The sequence below is a fragment of the Enterococcus sp. SB12 genome (genome assembly GCF_030910025.2).
GTDB classification, from domain to species: domain Bacteria; phylum Bacillota; class Bacilli; order Lactobacillales; family Enterococcaceae; genus Enterococcus_B; species Enterococcus_B faecium.
The window spans coordinates 1,800,836-1,815,125 of sequence record NZ_CP175675.1 but is presented as its reverse complement, the minus strand read 5'-3'; the positions used below and the strand labels follow the sequence as shown (position 1 = coordinate 1,815,125).

Below are 14,290 nucleotides of genomic sequence, written 5' to 3'. Positions count from 1 at the left end.
AATAATGATCAACTTAGGTATTATCGGAACAAATTGGATTACTCATCAATTTGTCCAAGCAGCTTTAAGAACAAAAAAATATGAATTGACAGCGGTATATTCTAGACATTTGGAAAAAGCACAGGAATTTGGTTCTCATTATGAAGGGGATATCGAATTCGCAACAGATTTGAAGACTTTTTTCAATATTACTCATATGGACACCATTTATATTGCTTCTCCGAATAGTCTTCACTTTAGTCAAGCTAAGCAAGCAATTTTGGCAGGAAAAAATGTGATAGTTGAAAAGCCAGCTTTTTTGACGCCAAAAGAAATGGATGAAATCATCCATTTGGCAAATGAACACAATGTGTATTTTTTTGAAGCAGCAAGAAATATCCATGAATCAGGTTTTAAAAAGATTGCCGATTACTTACCATTAAAAGACGAGATAATCGGTGCAAATTTCAGCTATATGAAATATTCTTCGCGCTATGACCAAGTATTAGATGGAGAAGAACCGAATATCTTCTCGACTCATTTCTCAGGTGGTGCATTGATGGATTTAGGTGTTTACCTTGTATATGCAGCTGTTGCTTGGTTTGGAATGCCAAAAGAAGTCCATTATTTCCCAAGAAAGATTTCTACTGGTGTAGATGGTCTTGGATGGGGGATCTTACGTTATGAGAATTTTGATGTATCGATCCAGCCAGGTAAAATCGGTGATTCTTATTTACCGTCAGAGATTTATTTTGACTCAGGAACGCTAGTGATGAATGGAGTCAATGCAATTGAACAAGCACAATTTCATGATCGCGCGCACAAAGAAATCATTGATTTGGCGGTAACAGCTGCAGAAAATCCAATGGCAGATGAAGCAGAGGATTTTGCCAATGTCATGACTCATCCGAAAGATCCAGCTTGGGGATTGTTGTATGAAGAGTGGATCGAGCTAGCTAGAAATGTGAACCAAGTGATTTATGATTTAAGAAAAAATGGCGGCATAAAATTCGATGCAGATAATGAGGAAGATTTTTAATGAACGAATTTGTACAAGTATTTCCCGAAAATTGGCAGAAAAAATATGAGGATAAAGGGTTTGTCTCACCTTCTCTTATTCAACGAGCAGTTTTTCAGCCACTAAGTAATAAACAAAGTATAGTAGCGGTTTCTCCTACAGGTTCAGGTAAAACACTGGCTTATCTTTGGCCTCTACTACTAAACGTGGAACCAGGTGAAGCAAGTGCGTTGGTCATTTTTGCTTCTTCTCAAGAACTAGCTATTCAAGTAGCAGATGTTGCACGTGAATGGGGAAAAGACAAAGAGTTGAAAGTCCAATCTTTGGTGGGCGGAGCCAACGTCAAACGTCAGATTGAGGGGTTGAAGAAAAAACCAGAAATCTTGATTGGTACACCAGGAAGAATATTAGAATTGATGAAAGCAAAAAAAATAAAAGCACATCAAGTGAAAACAATGGTATTTGATGAAGCAGACCAGCTATTTGACGCTGGGAACAGCCAAATCATTGATCAAATTCTTCATCAAGCTCCAACAGAGTATCAGCTAGCTTTTTTTTCAGCGACAGCAGATCGTTCCCTTGAAAGCATTGAAAAAATCACTGGGAAAACGTTTGAGACAATTGACGTGACAGCAGAGGACGATTCTCGAAAAGGACTGAGACATTACTTTTTACGTGTACCGATACGAAAGAAAGATGACTACTTGAGACGTCTCACGCATATAGAAGATTTTCATGGTCTGATTTTCTTTAATCAACTGACTGAATTAGGCGTAATGGAAGAAAAATTGCTGTATAGAGGTGTACCGGTAGGAAGTCTGGCCTCTGATCAGAACAAGCTACTCCGAAAAGCAGCGCTAGAACAATTCAAAAAGAAAATGGTCAGAGCACTTTTGACCACAGATGTGGCGGCTAGAGGTTTAGATATTACAAGTCTTCCTTATGTAGTGAATGCAGAAGTTCCGTTAAGTGAAGAAGCTTATTTGCATCGTTCGGGAAGAACTGGTCGAATGGGTAATGAAGGAATAGTAATTACACTCGTACAAGATAATAATCTAAGAGATTTAAAACGGCTTTTACGTCCATCAAATATAACACTTGAAGAGATTTTTTTATACGGAGGTAAGCTGCAAACTGAGCAGCCAACCAAAGAAGATGCAGCTCCTGCAGTAAATAAAAAGTATGCGAAAACTTTTTCTGGAAAGGAGCAGAACCCAGAATATAACAAAGAAAAAATAAGAAAAAAAGTTAAAAATAAATCAAAAAAAGAGAGAAATAAAGGAGCAAGGCGCAAATAAGCGCCTTTTTATGCTATGATTATGAAAACGGGAACAAAATTGGTTGCCAGAGGAGGGGTTATGTGAAAGAACGTCAAGAAGAGATCTTGCAGCTATTGACAGAAAACCAACAAGGATTGACAGCAAGTGATGTAGCTGAGCGCTTAACTATCGATCGAAGCAATGCAAGCCGATATTTAAGTGAACTATACAAGGCCCATCATATTGTAAAAACCGCTGGCCGACCAGTCGTTTACTCTTTGCCAACGGAAAAGTCAAAATCTGATGAAGTGCATGTCGACTCTTCTACGCAAGTGACTTTTGAAACACTCGTTGGAGAAAATGATTCTTTAAAAGTCAGCATACAGCAGGCAAAAGCTGCGATTCTTTATCCACCGCGGGGGCTGCATACGATTATTTTTGGAGAAACTGGTACAGGGAAGTCGATGTTTGCTGAATGTATGTATCATTTTGCAATCGATTCAGAGTTGCTTTCTGCAGATGCGCCATTTGTTTCTTTCAATTGTGCGGATTATGCTCAAAATCCGCAACTGCTCTTTGGACACATCTTTGGGATCAAAAAAGGGGCTTACACAGGAGCAGCTCAAGATAGTCCCGGTCTAATAGCCAAAGCAGACGGCGGTATATTGTTTTTAGATGAGATCCACCGTTTACCGCCGGAAGGGCAGGAAATGCTGTTTACTTTCATTGATAAAGGTATTTACCGTCCGCTTGGAGAAAGTGCACAAGTACATGAAGCATCTGTTCAGATCATTGGGGCGACGACTGAATCTTCAGAAAGTTTCTTATCTACGTTTAATCGACGGATTCCTATGGCAATCACCTTGCCGAATCTTGCTTCACGTTCACTGGATGAGCGTTATGAAATCATCTCTCTTTTTATCAAACAAGAAGCGAATCGTTTGAATCAACGTATCGATATCGAAAAAGAAGCGATTCTTGCCTTCATGCTTTATGATGCGGAAGGAAATATCGGTCAAGTGAAACGAGACTTGAAACTAGTCTGTGCAAAATCTTTTTTACATTACCGTACTCATCATGAGAAAAAGCTAATCATTCGAAAAGAAGAACTTTCCCTTCAAGTACAAAAAGGATTACTGAAAATCAAGGAAATACCGGAACGTCTCGACCGATTCATGGACAGCAAAAGTCAGTATTTGACATTTGAACCAGGATTTGCTGATGTTGTCTGGTCACAAGATCCAGAACGAAACATGCAGGTCTATAACGATATTGAGGAAAAAGTCACTTCTCTTTCCGAAACCGGTGTGGAGAACATTGATCTAGAGACCCTCATTTCAAAAGATGTGGATGCTTATTTCCAGACATATGTCAAAGAATTGACTAAAAGTTCGATTCCCAAAGATCTTTTGCCAGATGAAATCTGGCGGTTAACCAATCAATTGTATGATGTGGCTGAAAAACGGTTAGACCGTATTTATAATGAAAAAGCTCGTTTTGCTTTTGCTTTGCATCTGCAAAGTACATTGGATCGTGTGAGAGAAGGTCATATGATCGTCCACCCAGATTTGAATAACGTACGGAAAAATTTTAAGAAGGAATTTCAAGTAGCAATCGATCTTTCAACGATCATTGAAGAAGAAGAACAAGTTGAGATTCCTTTTGATGAAATCGGCTTTATTAGTATGTTTCTTTCTATCAATCTAGGAGAAAGTGAGCCTGTTAAAGAAAACAAAGTAGATGTTCTCGTATTGATGCACGGCAGACAGACTGCTTCAAGCATGTTGGAGATGGCACAAGAACTATTAGGAACAAAAGTAGGGAAAGCTTTTAATATGCCACTGGTTATGGAAGTTCAAACAATGTATGAAGAAGTGTTACAATATGTCAAAAACTATCAAGAGCATTTGACGAATGGCCTACTCTTGTTAACAGATATGGGATCATTAAACACCTTCAGTGATTTGATTTATGAAGAGACTGGCATTCGGACGAAAGCTATCACGATGACAAGTACCATGATTGTGATAGAAGCGATACGGATGGCAAGTGTTGGAAGAAGCTTAGAAGACATTTATCAAAATATCCAGCTTTCCTTTGAATCGATCGTACGTGATCAGTTCAAAGCGGAAAAATCTGAAACTTTACAGCGTAAAAAAGCCGTAATCGTGACATGCTTTACTGGTGAAGGAGTAGCTGCCAAATTATATCAGCGTATTATGCCAGTGATTAATCAAAATAAGGTAGAACTGATCCAGATGCAGTTTTTAGAACGTGAATCATTCAAAAAACACATCGATGCCTTATTGGAAGAATATGAGATCAAAGCAATTGCGGGAACAGTTGATGTTGATTATCAAAATATCCCATTTTTTTCAGCCTATGACGTTTTTGATGATGAAAAACTAAATATTTTAAAGCGTATAGCTGATGATGAGATCCCGACAGCTAAAATTGTCGATTCACTTTCTGGATCATTAAGCGATGTCTTTTCTATTGATGAACTGATCCGTTCATTGCAAAAGACAGTTCAGCAGATCCAGACCGATTTGTCGATTATCGTGGAACCTGGAGTAGATACTGGAATCGTTATCCATTTAGCCTTCATGTTAGACGGATTGATCAAACAAGAAAGCCATCGGCAATTTGAGAAACTGTCTATTTTCTCAAAAATTTATCGTTTGGAAATGGATATCGTTCGGGCAAACTTGATGGCACTAGAACGAAAATATCAGGTAAAAATTCCAGAAGATGATATCGCATTTCTTACACAAATGTTTCTTGAAAATAAAATAAAAAAATGAACACACTAATCATACTGTTTACACACTAAACATCTGTGTGCGCACTATAAAAAAGAGCTAAAAAGCATGAAAACGCTATTTCAGCTCTTTTTTTATTGGCATGCTTCTTGCGTTATATAAAAGTGTAAAAAAATAAAAGGAGTGTTAAAAATGGCAAAAAAAACAATCATGTTAGTTTGTTCAGCAGGGATGAGTACGAGTTTATTGGTCACAAAAATGCAAAAAGCAGCAGAAGAAAAAGGGATGGAAGCCGATATTTTTGCGGTCTCTGCCTCAGATGCAGATAATAATTTAGAATCTAAGAATGTCGATGTATTATTATTAGGTCCTCAAGTACGTTTCATGAAAGCTCAATTTGAACAAAAACTTGCGCCTAAAGGTATTCCATTAGATGTCATCAATATGCAAGACTATGGCATGATGAACGGAGAAAAAGTTCTTGCACAAGCAGAAAATCTAATGAAATAAATCAAGTATGCAGTTGGGGGTATAACAACGTGGAAGATCAACAAAATCTAGAAGCCATCATGGGGTTAATCATGTTTGGCGGTAATGCAAAGAGCGATGCAATGGAAGCGATTGCGGCTGCTAAAATCGGTGATTTTGAGTTAGCGGATAGGAAAATCGCTGATGCAGAAGAATCACTTATACAAGCGCATCATGCACAAACAGACATGTTGACACAAGAAGCACAAGGAAATCATATGCAAGTGACATTATTGACTGTTCACAGTCAAGATCACTTAATGACATCTATTGCGTTTACTGATTTAGCAAAAGAAATCATCGAACTTTATCGTCGCGTATACAGCGAATAAATACAACTTCTTTTTTGAACGGAAGAAGAAAAATTTTTGAAAGGATTTTTTATTTTGTTATAAGGAGAACTCTCTTTATATAAAAAACTTATAGGAGGAAGTAAAAAATGAACGGACTATCAAGTTGGATGGAGAAATACATCCTGCCGGTTGCCGCAAAAATCGGAGCGCAAAAACATTTAGTTGCTTTGCGTGATGCTTTTATCGGCACACTGCCCGCAACAATGGCGGGATCAGTCGCTGTAATGATCAATGCAATTATTCGTGATTTACCGCAACAGTTTAACAGTACCTATGCTGACAGTTTAGCAGCAGACAAAGGAATCTTTGCCGTATTGAATGTCATCATCGGAATCAATGGTTTTGTCTGGAACGGTACACTAGCAATCGCCGGATTGATCTTTGCCTTTTCTTGGGGGTATAATCTTGCCCGAGCTTATGGAGTAAATGATCTAGCTGGGGGGATCGTTGGTTTAGCTACCTTGATTCAAGGTATTTCCTTTGGTCCAGCATTATCAGCAGCATTAGATGTGAATGTTCCTTCAAATGTCGCAGATGCAATTAATAGTTCTGAGATTGGTGCAACGATTGCAGATGGCACACTGTCAGTTGGATTATGGGGTTGGCTAAAACTAGATCATTTGAATGGAAACGCTTATTTTACAGTTATGATCATGGGAGCTATTTCAGTCATTATTTTTTGTAAATTGATGCTTGCCAACATTACGATCAAAATGCCTGATTCAGTACCACCAGCAGTATCTAAAGCATTTGCAGCCATTTTACCAGCGACGATCGCTTTATACGTCATTGCTATTATCAATTATATCGTAGGTCGTGTAGCTGATGGGCAACTGATCATTGATTTGGTGCAAAAATATATTGCAGAACCATTCCTAGGATTATCTCAAGGGTTGGGAGCAGTATTGATCGTCACAGTATTTGTTCAAGTATTCTGGTTCTTTGGTATTCATGGACCAAATGTATTGGCACCAGTGCTAGAGGGAATCTGGGGACAAGCACAACTAATCAATATTGATATTTTCCAAAAAGGTTATAACGGAAAAACTGGTACACCAGCCGTGTTAGATGCAATCGAAGATGGAAAAGCTTATATGTGGGTCCGCGGATCGTTCGATGCTTTTGCATGGTTTGGCGGATCAGGCGGAACGATCGTCTTACTGATAGCTATCTTGATTTTCTCTAAACGTGCAGATTATCTAACAGTAGCTAAATTATCCATTGGGCCTGGTATCTTCAATATCAACGAACCAGTGATGTTTGGTCTGCCAATCGTATTGAATGCAATCATGTTTATCCCATTCTTGATTGCTCCAGTAGTAGCAACAGCAATTGGATGGACAGCTACTTATCTTGGCCTAGTCGCTCCGGTATCGCAGCAAGTCACATGGGTAGTACCGCCGTTCTTATTGTCATTCTTAGCAACAGGTGCGGATTGGCGGGCACCGATCGTAACATTAGTATGTATGGTCGTGACTTTCTTGATTTGGGCACCATTTGTCATCTCTGCAAACAAAATGGACCCTGCCACAGGAGAACAACAATAAGATGAACGTGAGGAGCGGAATGCTTTAAGTTTCGTTCCTCATAATGAATTTTCGAGGAGGAACTGAAATGATTACAATTGCCAGTGCAATGCAACAAGATGAAATCAAAGAATTGTTAGAAGGATACAATGAAGAAGGAATGACTTTTACATTTAAAGAAAAACAAGGAATCAAGCTGTTCTTTGAAACAAGTGCAGAAGATCCGGAAGTTGCGGCTAAAAAAGCAAAGGAACTGATCAAAGCACAGCCTTGGGGAACAGTGCTTTATTTTCAATCAACAGCTGTTTAGAAAATGGTTTAAAAAGATAGGATGGTTGAGATGATAAAAAACGGTTTATTTTTATGTAGTATTGGTTCTTTGATCGTGTTGTATAGTTTGAATCCACATTCGCAAAGGTATGATTTGTATAGTATGGTCACAGGTCTTTTTCTAACAGGATTAGGAATCTATTTCTTCATGAAGGGAAAAAAAAGAGAAGAAGCAAAGGAGAAAAATAACTAATGGAAATCACGAAAAAATTAAATATTCCAGCATCGTTTTTTTACGATAAAGTTATGGACTCTGTCCTTTTCGATGTACGTAAAGCGACCGGCAAATCAGTAACTAGAAAACAGCTGAAAAATTTGGAGTACGTCAAACAATTCTCGCAAAATAACCGGGATCGCATAAAAATCGAAGAAGTCATTGAAAACCAGTCTTATAAGTTTCGTACATCGACAACGAAGAATGAATTCGTTGTTCATTATCAAATCAAACCAGTAGACGATTCGACCTGTGAGGTTCATTACACAGAAAAAATGGAGTCTTATGGCATGCTTCAAAAGTTGAATGATATGCTTTTAGGAACAATCTTGATGTATTTTAAACGGAGACGTTTCAAAAAAATGCTAGATATGATCGAAGCAACGTATTAAATCAATGAAACATGGTACTATTTAGTTATTGAAAAATGAAGTAAGCTAGAAGGAATTTTTCATAGGAAGATAGGTCTTTCCTGTGAATCCTCACTAGCTTTTTTGTAGGAAGGGGCAGCAAAATGACAAACAAAGTAAGAGAGCTAGGTGTATCTTCGATTGAGGAAATGTTTGATTTAGCCACTTATGCATTTAATGGGGCAGATACACCTGAAAGGCGAGAACGTTTTCGTACACTTGCGGAGAATTCTTGGAATTACGGATTTTTTGATGAGGAGGATCGGCTAACAAGTCAAGTCATGGCGACCCCTTTTCCAGTGAATTTTTACGGACAAGAGTACCTAATGGCCGGCATTGGCTATGTTGCTTCTTATCCAGAAGCAAGGGGACAAGGCGGGATCAATCAGATCATGGAAAAGATCCTTGAAGATTGCCGTGATCGTAAAGTAAGCTTATCTTATCTGGCGCCATTCTCCTATCCCTTCTATCGGCGCTATGGCTATGAACAATCATTTGATAAAATCAGTTATCAACTAAACAGTCGTGATGTGCCGTTTATCAAAAAAAAATCTGGAAAAATAAAGCGTATGGATTTTGAAGATGCAAAAGCTGCAATCAGAAGAATTTATGAACAGATGCCGGAAAACCAACGAGCTGGTCTGAAGCGCGAAGACTGGTGGTATACGTATAAATTCAAGCAAAAAGGCAATTACCAGTTTGCTTTGCATTTTGATGATAATGAGGAAGCAACGGGATATATCGTTTATCAGCTTGCAACGTCTTCCTTTATTATTGCGGAGTGGGGATTTTTGGATCATGATGCTTTTTGCAGCCTTGTTCGCTTCGTAAGTTCTCACAATGGTGCTTTTGAAACATTTGAATATTCATGCGGCTACGGCGGTAATGATCAAAATTATCTATTAGAAAATCCATTTGCTTCTGTAATGATCACACCTTATATGATGGCGAGGATCGTAGATATTTCTTTGTTTTTGGAAAATTATCCATTTAAAAAGAGACAAGCTGCATTTGCCCTACAAATAGAAGAAGATCATTATGCGAAATGGAATGAAGGAATCGTGGAAGTAACAATCGAAAATGGAAAAAATCATCTCTCAAAAGTAGAACAAACAAAACTCCCAATCGTTCGAGGAAGTATCCAACATATCACGCAGCTATTATTAGGGTATCGTAAAGTGGAAGAGTTGGTATTCCAAGAAAGAATACAGGTGACAAAAGAATATGAAGAAACGTTAAGCTCAATCTTGCCACAGCAACAGCCAATTCTTAATGACTATTTTTGATAAAAAACGGGTGATGACAATATTTTTGTCACCACCCTTTTGTTTTTCATTTGGCATTTGAAGGAAAATGTTAAAGTAAATCCTCTTTTTTCGTAAATTTGAATTTTTTGTTTTCTTTTGTTTTAGGGTTTTCTTTTTTGTGGTCTTGGATTGCTTCTTTCGTAATCTTTTCCCGATTTTTTTTAGATGAATCTAAGCGTTCTGCGTATACTTTTTCTTTTGGCTTATCATTCATTGGAAAGAACCTCCCTACATTATTTCATTCTACCTCTAGTTTATCATCTGTTAAGGACTAGTGGAAACGTTTTGCCTAACTTATAAGCTGATTTTTTTAGCAGATAAGCTTGCAAGTAAAAAACAAACAAGCTACAATTGATTTATTGAAATTGTTCCTGTAGCTCAGTAGGATAGAGCAATCGCCTCCTAAGCGATAGGTCGCTGGTTCAATTCCAGTCAGGAACGTACAAATAACCCCTGTATCCTTTGCGGTACAGGGGGTTATTTTGTATAAGTAGACATTGTAGTTTCTAAACTGCTATGTCCTAAACGTTTCGATACGCTAAGTATATTTACTCCTTGATAAAGTAAAATAGATGCATGCGTATGTCTTAGTCCATCAATAAACAGTCGAAGAGAAAATAGGGAAAAATTGATTACTAAAGAAAAACTTACTAGGTCGACGGTGTAGTTGATTTTCATACTTCAATAGATTCGAATTAAACGATTTCGATTGGCTTATACCAGTCCTATCCAACGAAAGATATATCGTTCTTAACTCTAGCGGTATAACTTGAAGCTTTACGTAAAGCCAATGGGAATGAACTGGAGATGACTTTTTATTATTTTTAGTAATAGCTGATGGGTTAATACTTACAACTTTCCTTTTCAAAGTACCATATAAAAAAACGGTGGGGTTGTTTAGCGAAATAAAGGATCTAAGCCAATAGCTTAGATCCTTTATTCTATGCTTTATATTATTTTTTGCATGTGTGCGAAAGTATACTCAAGCCCAATCGCCATTTCGGAAAATCGGTACTGTAGAGCCATCTTCACGGATTCCGTCGATATCCATCTTGTCAGATCCTACCATAAAATCTACGTGGGTTTGACTTCTATTCAATCCAGCTTCTGCTAATTCTTCATCGGACATTTCTGTACCGCCTTTCACACTGAAGGCATAAGCAGAACCTAGTGCTAAGTGATTCGATGCGTTTTCATCAAATAATGTATTGAAAAAGATGATGCCAGATTGAGAAATAGGTGAAGGGTCAGGTACAAGTGCGACTTCTCCTAAACGACGCGCACCTTCATCTGTATCAAGCAGTTTTGCTAAGACATCTTCTCCTTGTTCGGCAGAAAAATCAACGACTTTTCCATCTTTAAAAGTAAATTTCATACCCGAGATGATGGTGCCAGCATAACTCAGTGGCTTTGTACTTGAAATGTAACCATCTACTCGATGACTGTCAGGTGCTGTGAACACTTCTTCCGTCGGCATATTTGCCATGAATTTTTCTCCACGAGCATTATAGCTTCCAGCGCCTTCCCAAAGATGGTTTTTAGGCAATCCGATAATGATATCTGTACCGGGAGCAGTATAGTGCAGGGCAGAAAATTGTTCTCGATTCAATTCTTCTGCTTTTTTTGCTAATTTTTCATCATGCTTCTTCCATGCTAAGACAGGGTCTTCTTCATAGACACGAGTCGTTTTGAAAATCTGATCCCATAATGCCTCAACTTGTTTTTCTTCTGGCAGTTCTGGGAAGACTTTTGCTGCCCATTGTTTACCAGCCGCAGCCACGACAGTCCAACTGACTTTATTTGCTTGAGTTGCCTTGCGTAAATTCATTAGTGCTTTGCCAGCCGCTGATTGATAAGACGCTACTCGATGGCTATCTACACCGGCAAATGCATCGGGGTCGGCAGAAACAACACTGATCCTGCTTGCTCCTTTTTCAAGCCATTCATCCGCTTGATCGATTTTAGATTGTGGTACATTCTCAATACGATCCGTTGCAGCATGTAAAAGAAATTCTCTTTGGATCTGGTCGTCAGTCCATTGAACGATAACCTCAGCGGCTCCTAGTTTATAAGCTTCTTGTGTGATCAATCGAGCAAGGGGTGCCTGTTCCACGCTGATCTGTAAAACAACTGTGTGTCCTTTTTCTGTGGCTACGCCAGTTTCTGCAATTAAGCGTGCATATTTTTTTAGAAGTTCATTAAAATCAGATAACATAATAAAAATTCCTCCTCACCATTTTTTCTGGTAACTATTAGCATGATACCATTTAATTATGATTCAAACAATGAGGCTTTAAATAAAAAAAGGAGGTTATTTTTTTAAGGTTAAGTTTCATGATATATGTTACTACTTGCTATTTCAGCTTGTGAAGAAAATCAAAAACTAATTTTGCATATCAAAAAAAACATGTTACAATGAAATTAATCAATGGTGGAAGCGTTATAAAAAAATTAAGGAGATTAAAAAAATATGGCAAGAAAAAAGACGATTACTAGAGAACAGATTTTGGCAGCTGCTTATGAAGTAGCTGCCACCGATGGATTTACACGATTTACTGCGAGAAACATCGCGAACAAAATGAATTGTTCCACGCAACCGATTTATCTTGAGTTTAAAAATATGGATGACTTGAGACAAGCTCTTTTTGAGCAGATCTATGATCATTTACAATATGAAGTGTTCACTGTTGAGCATACAGGGAATACGATTATCGATCTTGCTTTTAATTATATCCATTTTGCAAGAAGAGAGAAGAAGTTGTATCGTTCACTGTACTTAGAAGAATATGGTGGAGGAAAAGAGATGCAGAATTTCTCTTATACTTACTTTGTGAATACAGTGAAACGCGATCCAGCTTATGTGAATCTTTCAGAAGAGCAGATCGAATCTTTGTATAATGGGACATGGATCATAGCTACTGGGATCGCAGCTTTGATGTCTTCAAGCATCATCCATCCAACTGATGAACAGATTGAAAAGATGATCCAAGACAGTATAGATGCTATCTTGAAATTCAAAGAACCAATCGAAATCGATTGAATATACTCAAAAGTTCCACAAATCAGTAGGTAACAAGAGATGTGTCAAAATAAGGAAAAGTTCGTTTTTCTTACAGCGTATGCATTTTTAACTCCCGAAGAACTCTTCCATGAATGCAATGAATAAAAGAGCCATCCAGATTGAATAAATCTGGATGGCTCTTTTATTGCAAGTATATTAAATTTTTGCGACTAGTTCTTTAGCGAAAGCTTCTAAATTTTCGATATCTTCTTCTTCAGCATTCAGATCCACTTTAACATTTTCGGCTCCTTTTGATGCGCCTGTTTTTGCAAAAGCAGCATCGAAATCATCCACCGATTTGCAGAATTCATCGTAAAAAGTATCACCAGATCCGCAGACACCGTAAATTTTTCCCAATAGATCCAATTCTTGCAAGTCTTCATAAAAGTCTACGATCTCATCAGGCAGATCGCCATCATCGTATGTATAAGTAGCTACTACGCAAATATCTGCCTCCTCGAATTCATCTGCATCTACTTGGGTACATTCGTTGATTTCGACTTCGATATCCAGATTTTCAAATGCTTCTGCAACAATATCGGCGATTTCTTCAGTGTTTCCTGTCATGCTAGCATATACGATTTTTGCTAAAGCCATGATGTGCCTCCTCGTTTATAATTATTTAACAATTATGAATTATACCAAAACATCATTGAAAAGAAAATAAAACCTAGAGACACCTGGGGAATGTCATTTGGCTAAATGTATGCCGCTATGTTAAAATGAGAGGGATTTGTAAAAAGGAGACGAAAATATGATTACTTTAAAATCAGCACGTGAAATTGAAATGATGGCAGAATCTGGAGCTTTATTAGCAGATGTACATAAAAATCTGCGTGATTTTATAAAACCTGGAATCACAAGTTGGGATATTGAGGTATTTGTCAGAAACTATATCGAGAGTCATGGCGGAATTGCTGCGCAAATTGGCTTTGAAGGGTATGAATATGCGACTTGTATCAGTATAAATGATGAAATTTGTCATGGATTCCCTCGTAAAAAGCCTTTGAAAAACGGTGATTTGGTAAAAGTCGATATGTGTATCGATTTGAAAGGCGGCATTTCTGATTCTTGTTGGGCCTATGTAGTTGGAGAATCTACACCTGAGATCGACCGATTGATGGAAGTAACGAAGAAAGCTTTGTACATCGGTATTGAGCAAGCACAAGTAGGGAATCGGATTGGTGACATCGGTCATGCTATCCAAACTTATGTAGAAGGCGAAAATCTAGCGATCGTTCGTGATTTTATTGGTCATGGCGTTGGTCCTACGATTCATGAAGAACCAGCAGTTCCTCATTACGGAGAAGCTGGAAAAGGGTTGCGGTTGAAAGAAGGCATGGTTATCACGATCGAACCTATGGTTAATACCGGAACTTGGAAAATGAAAATGGATCCTAACGGCTGGACTGCGTATACAAGAGACGGCGGACTTTCTTGCCAATATGAACATACATTGGCTATTACTAAAGATGGTCCAAGAATTTTGACATCACAAGGAGAAGAAGGCACTTATTGATCTAGCCAGTCAATAGGTACGGGA

General features: G+C 38.1%; 15 protein-coding genes, 1 tRNA gene and 1 pseudogene. 13 read left to right on the top strand and 4 right to left on the bottom strand.

Translation table 11 applies throughout. The features are described 5' to 3' along the window. Positions 1 to 4: 4 nt before the first annotated feature. The 10 genes from RBL01_RS08935 to eis all read left to right on the top strand — a co-directional run bounded on the left by RBL01_RS08935 (position 5) and on the right by eis (position 9,665). Positions 5 to 1,018, top strand: coding sequence for a Gfo/Idh/MocA family oxidoreductase (locus RBL01_RS08935; protein WP_307781092.1), 1,014 nt, complete (start codon positions 5 to 7; stop codon positions 1,016 to 1,018). Beyond that, the gene (locus tag RBL01_RS08930; RefSeq protein WP_043902468.1) at positions 1,018 to 2,295 is read left to right on the top strand and encodes a DEAD/DEAH box helicase; all 1,278 of its coding nucleotides are present in this window, start codon (positions 1,018 to 1,020) and stop codon (positions 2,293 to 2,295) included. Before RBL01_RS08935 ends, RBL01_RS08930 begins: the two co-directional genes overlap by 1 nt. Positions 2,296 to 2,357: 62 nt before the next feature. Next, entirely contained in the window at positions 2,358 to 5,060 is a 2,703-nt protein-coding gene (locus RBL01_RS08925) for a sigma 54-interacting transcriptional regulator (protein WP_307781091.1), read from the top strand. 150 nt (positions 5,061 to 5,210) lie between these two features. Continuing rightward, positions 5,211 to 5,528: a PTS sugar transporter subunit IIB gene (locus RBL01_RS08920; RefSeq protein ID WP_002286606.1), complete on the top strand. Its 318-nt coding sequence runs from the start codon at positions 5,211 to 5,213 to the stop codon at positions 5,526 to 5,528. 29 nt (positions 5,529 to 5,557) lie between these two features. Next, positions 5,558 to 5,878 carry a PTS lactose/cellobiose transporter subunit IIA gene (locus RBL01_RS08915; RefSeq protein ID WP_002286604.1) on the top strand — a complete coding sequence of 107 codons (321 nt, stop codon included), beginning with the start codon at positions 5,558 to 5,560 and terminating at the stop codon, positions 5,876 to 5,878. Positions 5,879 to 5,985: 107 nt separating this feature from the next. Further along, positions 5,986 to 7,446, top strand: coding sequence for a PTS sugar transporter subunit IIC (locus tag RBL01_RS08910; RefSeq protein WP_002327159.1), 1,461 nt, complete (start codon positions 5,986 to 5,988; stop codon positions 7,444 to 7,446). Positions 7,447 to 7,513: 67 nt separating this feature from the next. Next, a complete protein-coding gene (locus tag RBL01_RS08905) occupies positions 7,514 to 7,735 on the top strand; it encodes a hypothetical protein (protein WP_002286598.1) in 222 nt (73 codons plus the stop codon). 30 nt (positions 7,736 to 7,765) lie between these two features. After that, the gene (locus RBL01_RS08900; protein ID WP_002286596.1) at positions 7,766 to 7,948 is read left to right on the top strand and encodes a DUF3188 domain-containing protein; all 183 of its coding nucleotides are present in this window, start codon (positions 7,766 to 7,768) and stop codon (positions 7,946 to 7,948) included. Next, positions 7,948 to 8,361: a DUF3284 domain-containing protein gene (locus RBL01_RS08895; RefSeq protein WP_307781090.1), complete on the top strand. Its 414-nt coding sequence runs from the start codon at positions 7,948 to 7,950 to the stop codon at positions 8,359 to 8,361. The genes RBL01_RS08900 and RBL01_RS08895 overlap by 1 nt, the downstream gene beginning before the upstream one ends. Positions 8,362 to 8,483: 122 nt before the next feature. Further along, entirely contained in the window at positions 8,484 to 9,665 is a 1,182-nt protein-coding gene (gene eis / locus RBL01_RS08890) for an enhanced intracellular survival protein Eis (RefSeq protein ID WP_002286589.1), read from the top strand. Between the two features lie 70 nt (positions 9,666 to 9,735). On the opposite strand, the gene RBL01_RS08885 is transcribed toward eis, so the two are convergent. Further along, a complete protein-coding gene (locus RBL01_RS08885; RefSeq protein ID WP_002286676.1) occupies positions 9,736 to 9,900 on the bottom strand; it encodes a hypothetical protein in 165 nt (54 codons plus the stop codon). Between the two features lie 153 nt (positions 9,901 to 10,053). Between RBL01_RS08885 and RBL01_RS08880 the strand changes: the two genes are divergently transcribed. Then, positions 10,054 to 10,127 (top strand) — tRNA-Arg (locus RBL01_RS08880). Between the two features lie 45 nt (positions 10,128 to 10,172). On the opposite strand, the pseudogene RBL01_RS08875 reads toward RBL01_RS08880, so the two are convergent. Continuing rightward, positions 10,173 to 10,286 (bottom strand): annotated as a pseudogene (locus tag RBL01_RS08875) (tyrosine-type recombinase/integrase); the annotation flags it as partial. Positions 10,287 to 10,668: 382 nt separating this feature from the next. Continuing rightward, on the bottom strand, positions 10,669 to 11,901 hold the full coding sequence (locus tag RBL01_RS08870) for an aminopeptidase (protein ID WP_002297964.1): 1,233 nt from the start codon (positions 11,899 to 11,901) through the stop codon (positions 10,669 to 10,671). A gap of 255 nt (positions 11,902 to 12,156) precedes the next feature. On the opposite strand from RBL01_RS08870, the gene RBL01_RS08865 reads away from it, so the two are divergent. Beyond that, a complete protein-coding gene (locus RBL01_RS08865) occupies positions 12,157 to 12,726 on the top strand; it encodes a TetR/AcrR family transcriptional regulator (protein WP_002286467.1) in 570 nt (189 codons plus the stop codon). A 177-nt stretch (positions 12,727 to 12,903) separates the two neighbouring features. Here the strand turns inward: RBL01_RS08865 and RBL01_RS08860 are convergent, their stop codons facing one another. Continuing rightward, complete coding sequence (locus RBL01_RS08860) at positions 12,904 to 13,344, bottom strand: flavodoxin (RefSeq protein ID WP_002286465.1); 441 nt, start codon at positions 13,342 to 13,344, stop codon at positions 12,904 to 12,906. Between the two features lie 157 nt (positions 13,345 to 13,501). On the opposite strand from RBL01_RS08860, the gene map reads away from it, so the two are divergent. After that, positions 13,502 to 14,266: a type I methionyl aminopeptidase gene (gene map / locus RBL01_RS08855; protein WP_002294533.1), complete on the top strand. Its 765-nt coding sequence runs from the start codon at positions 13,502 to 13,504 to the stop codon at positions 14,264 to 14,266. Positions 14,267 to 14,290: the final 24 nt, after the last annotated feature.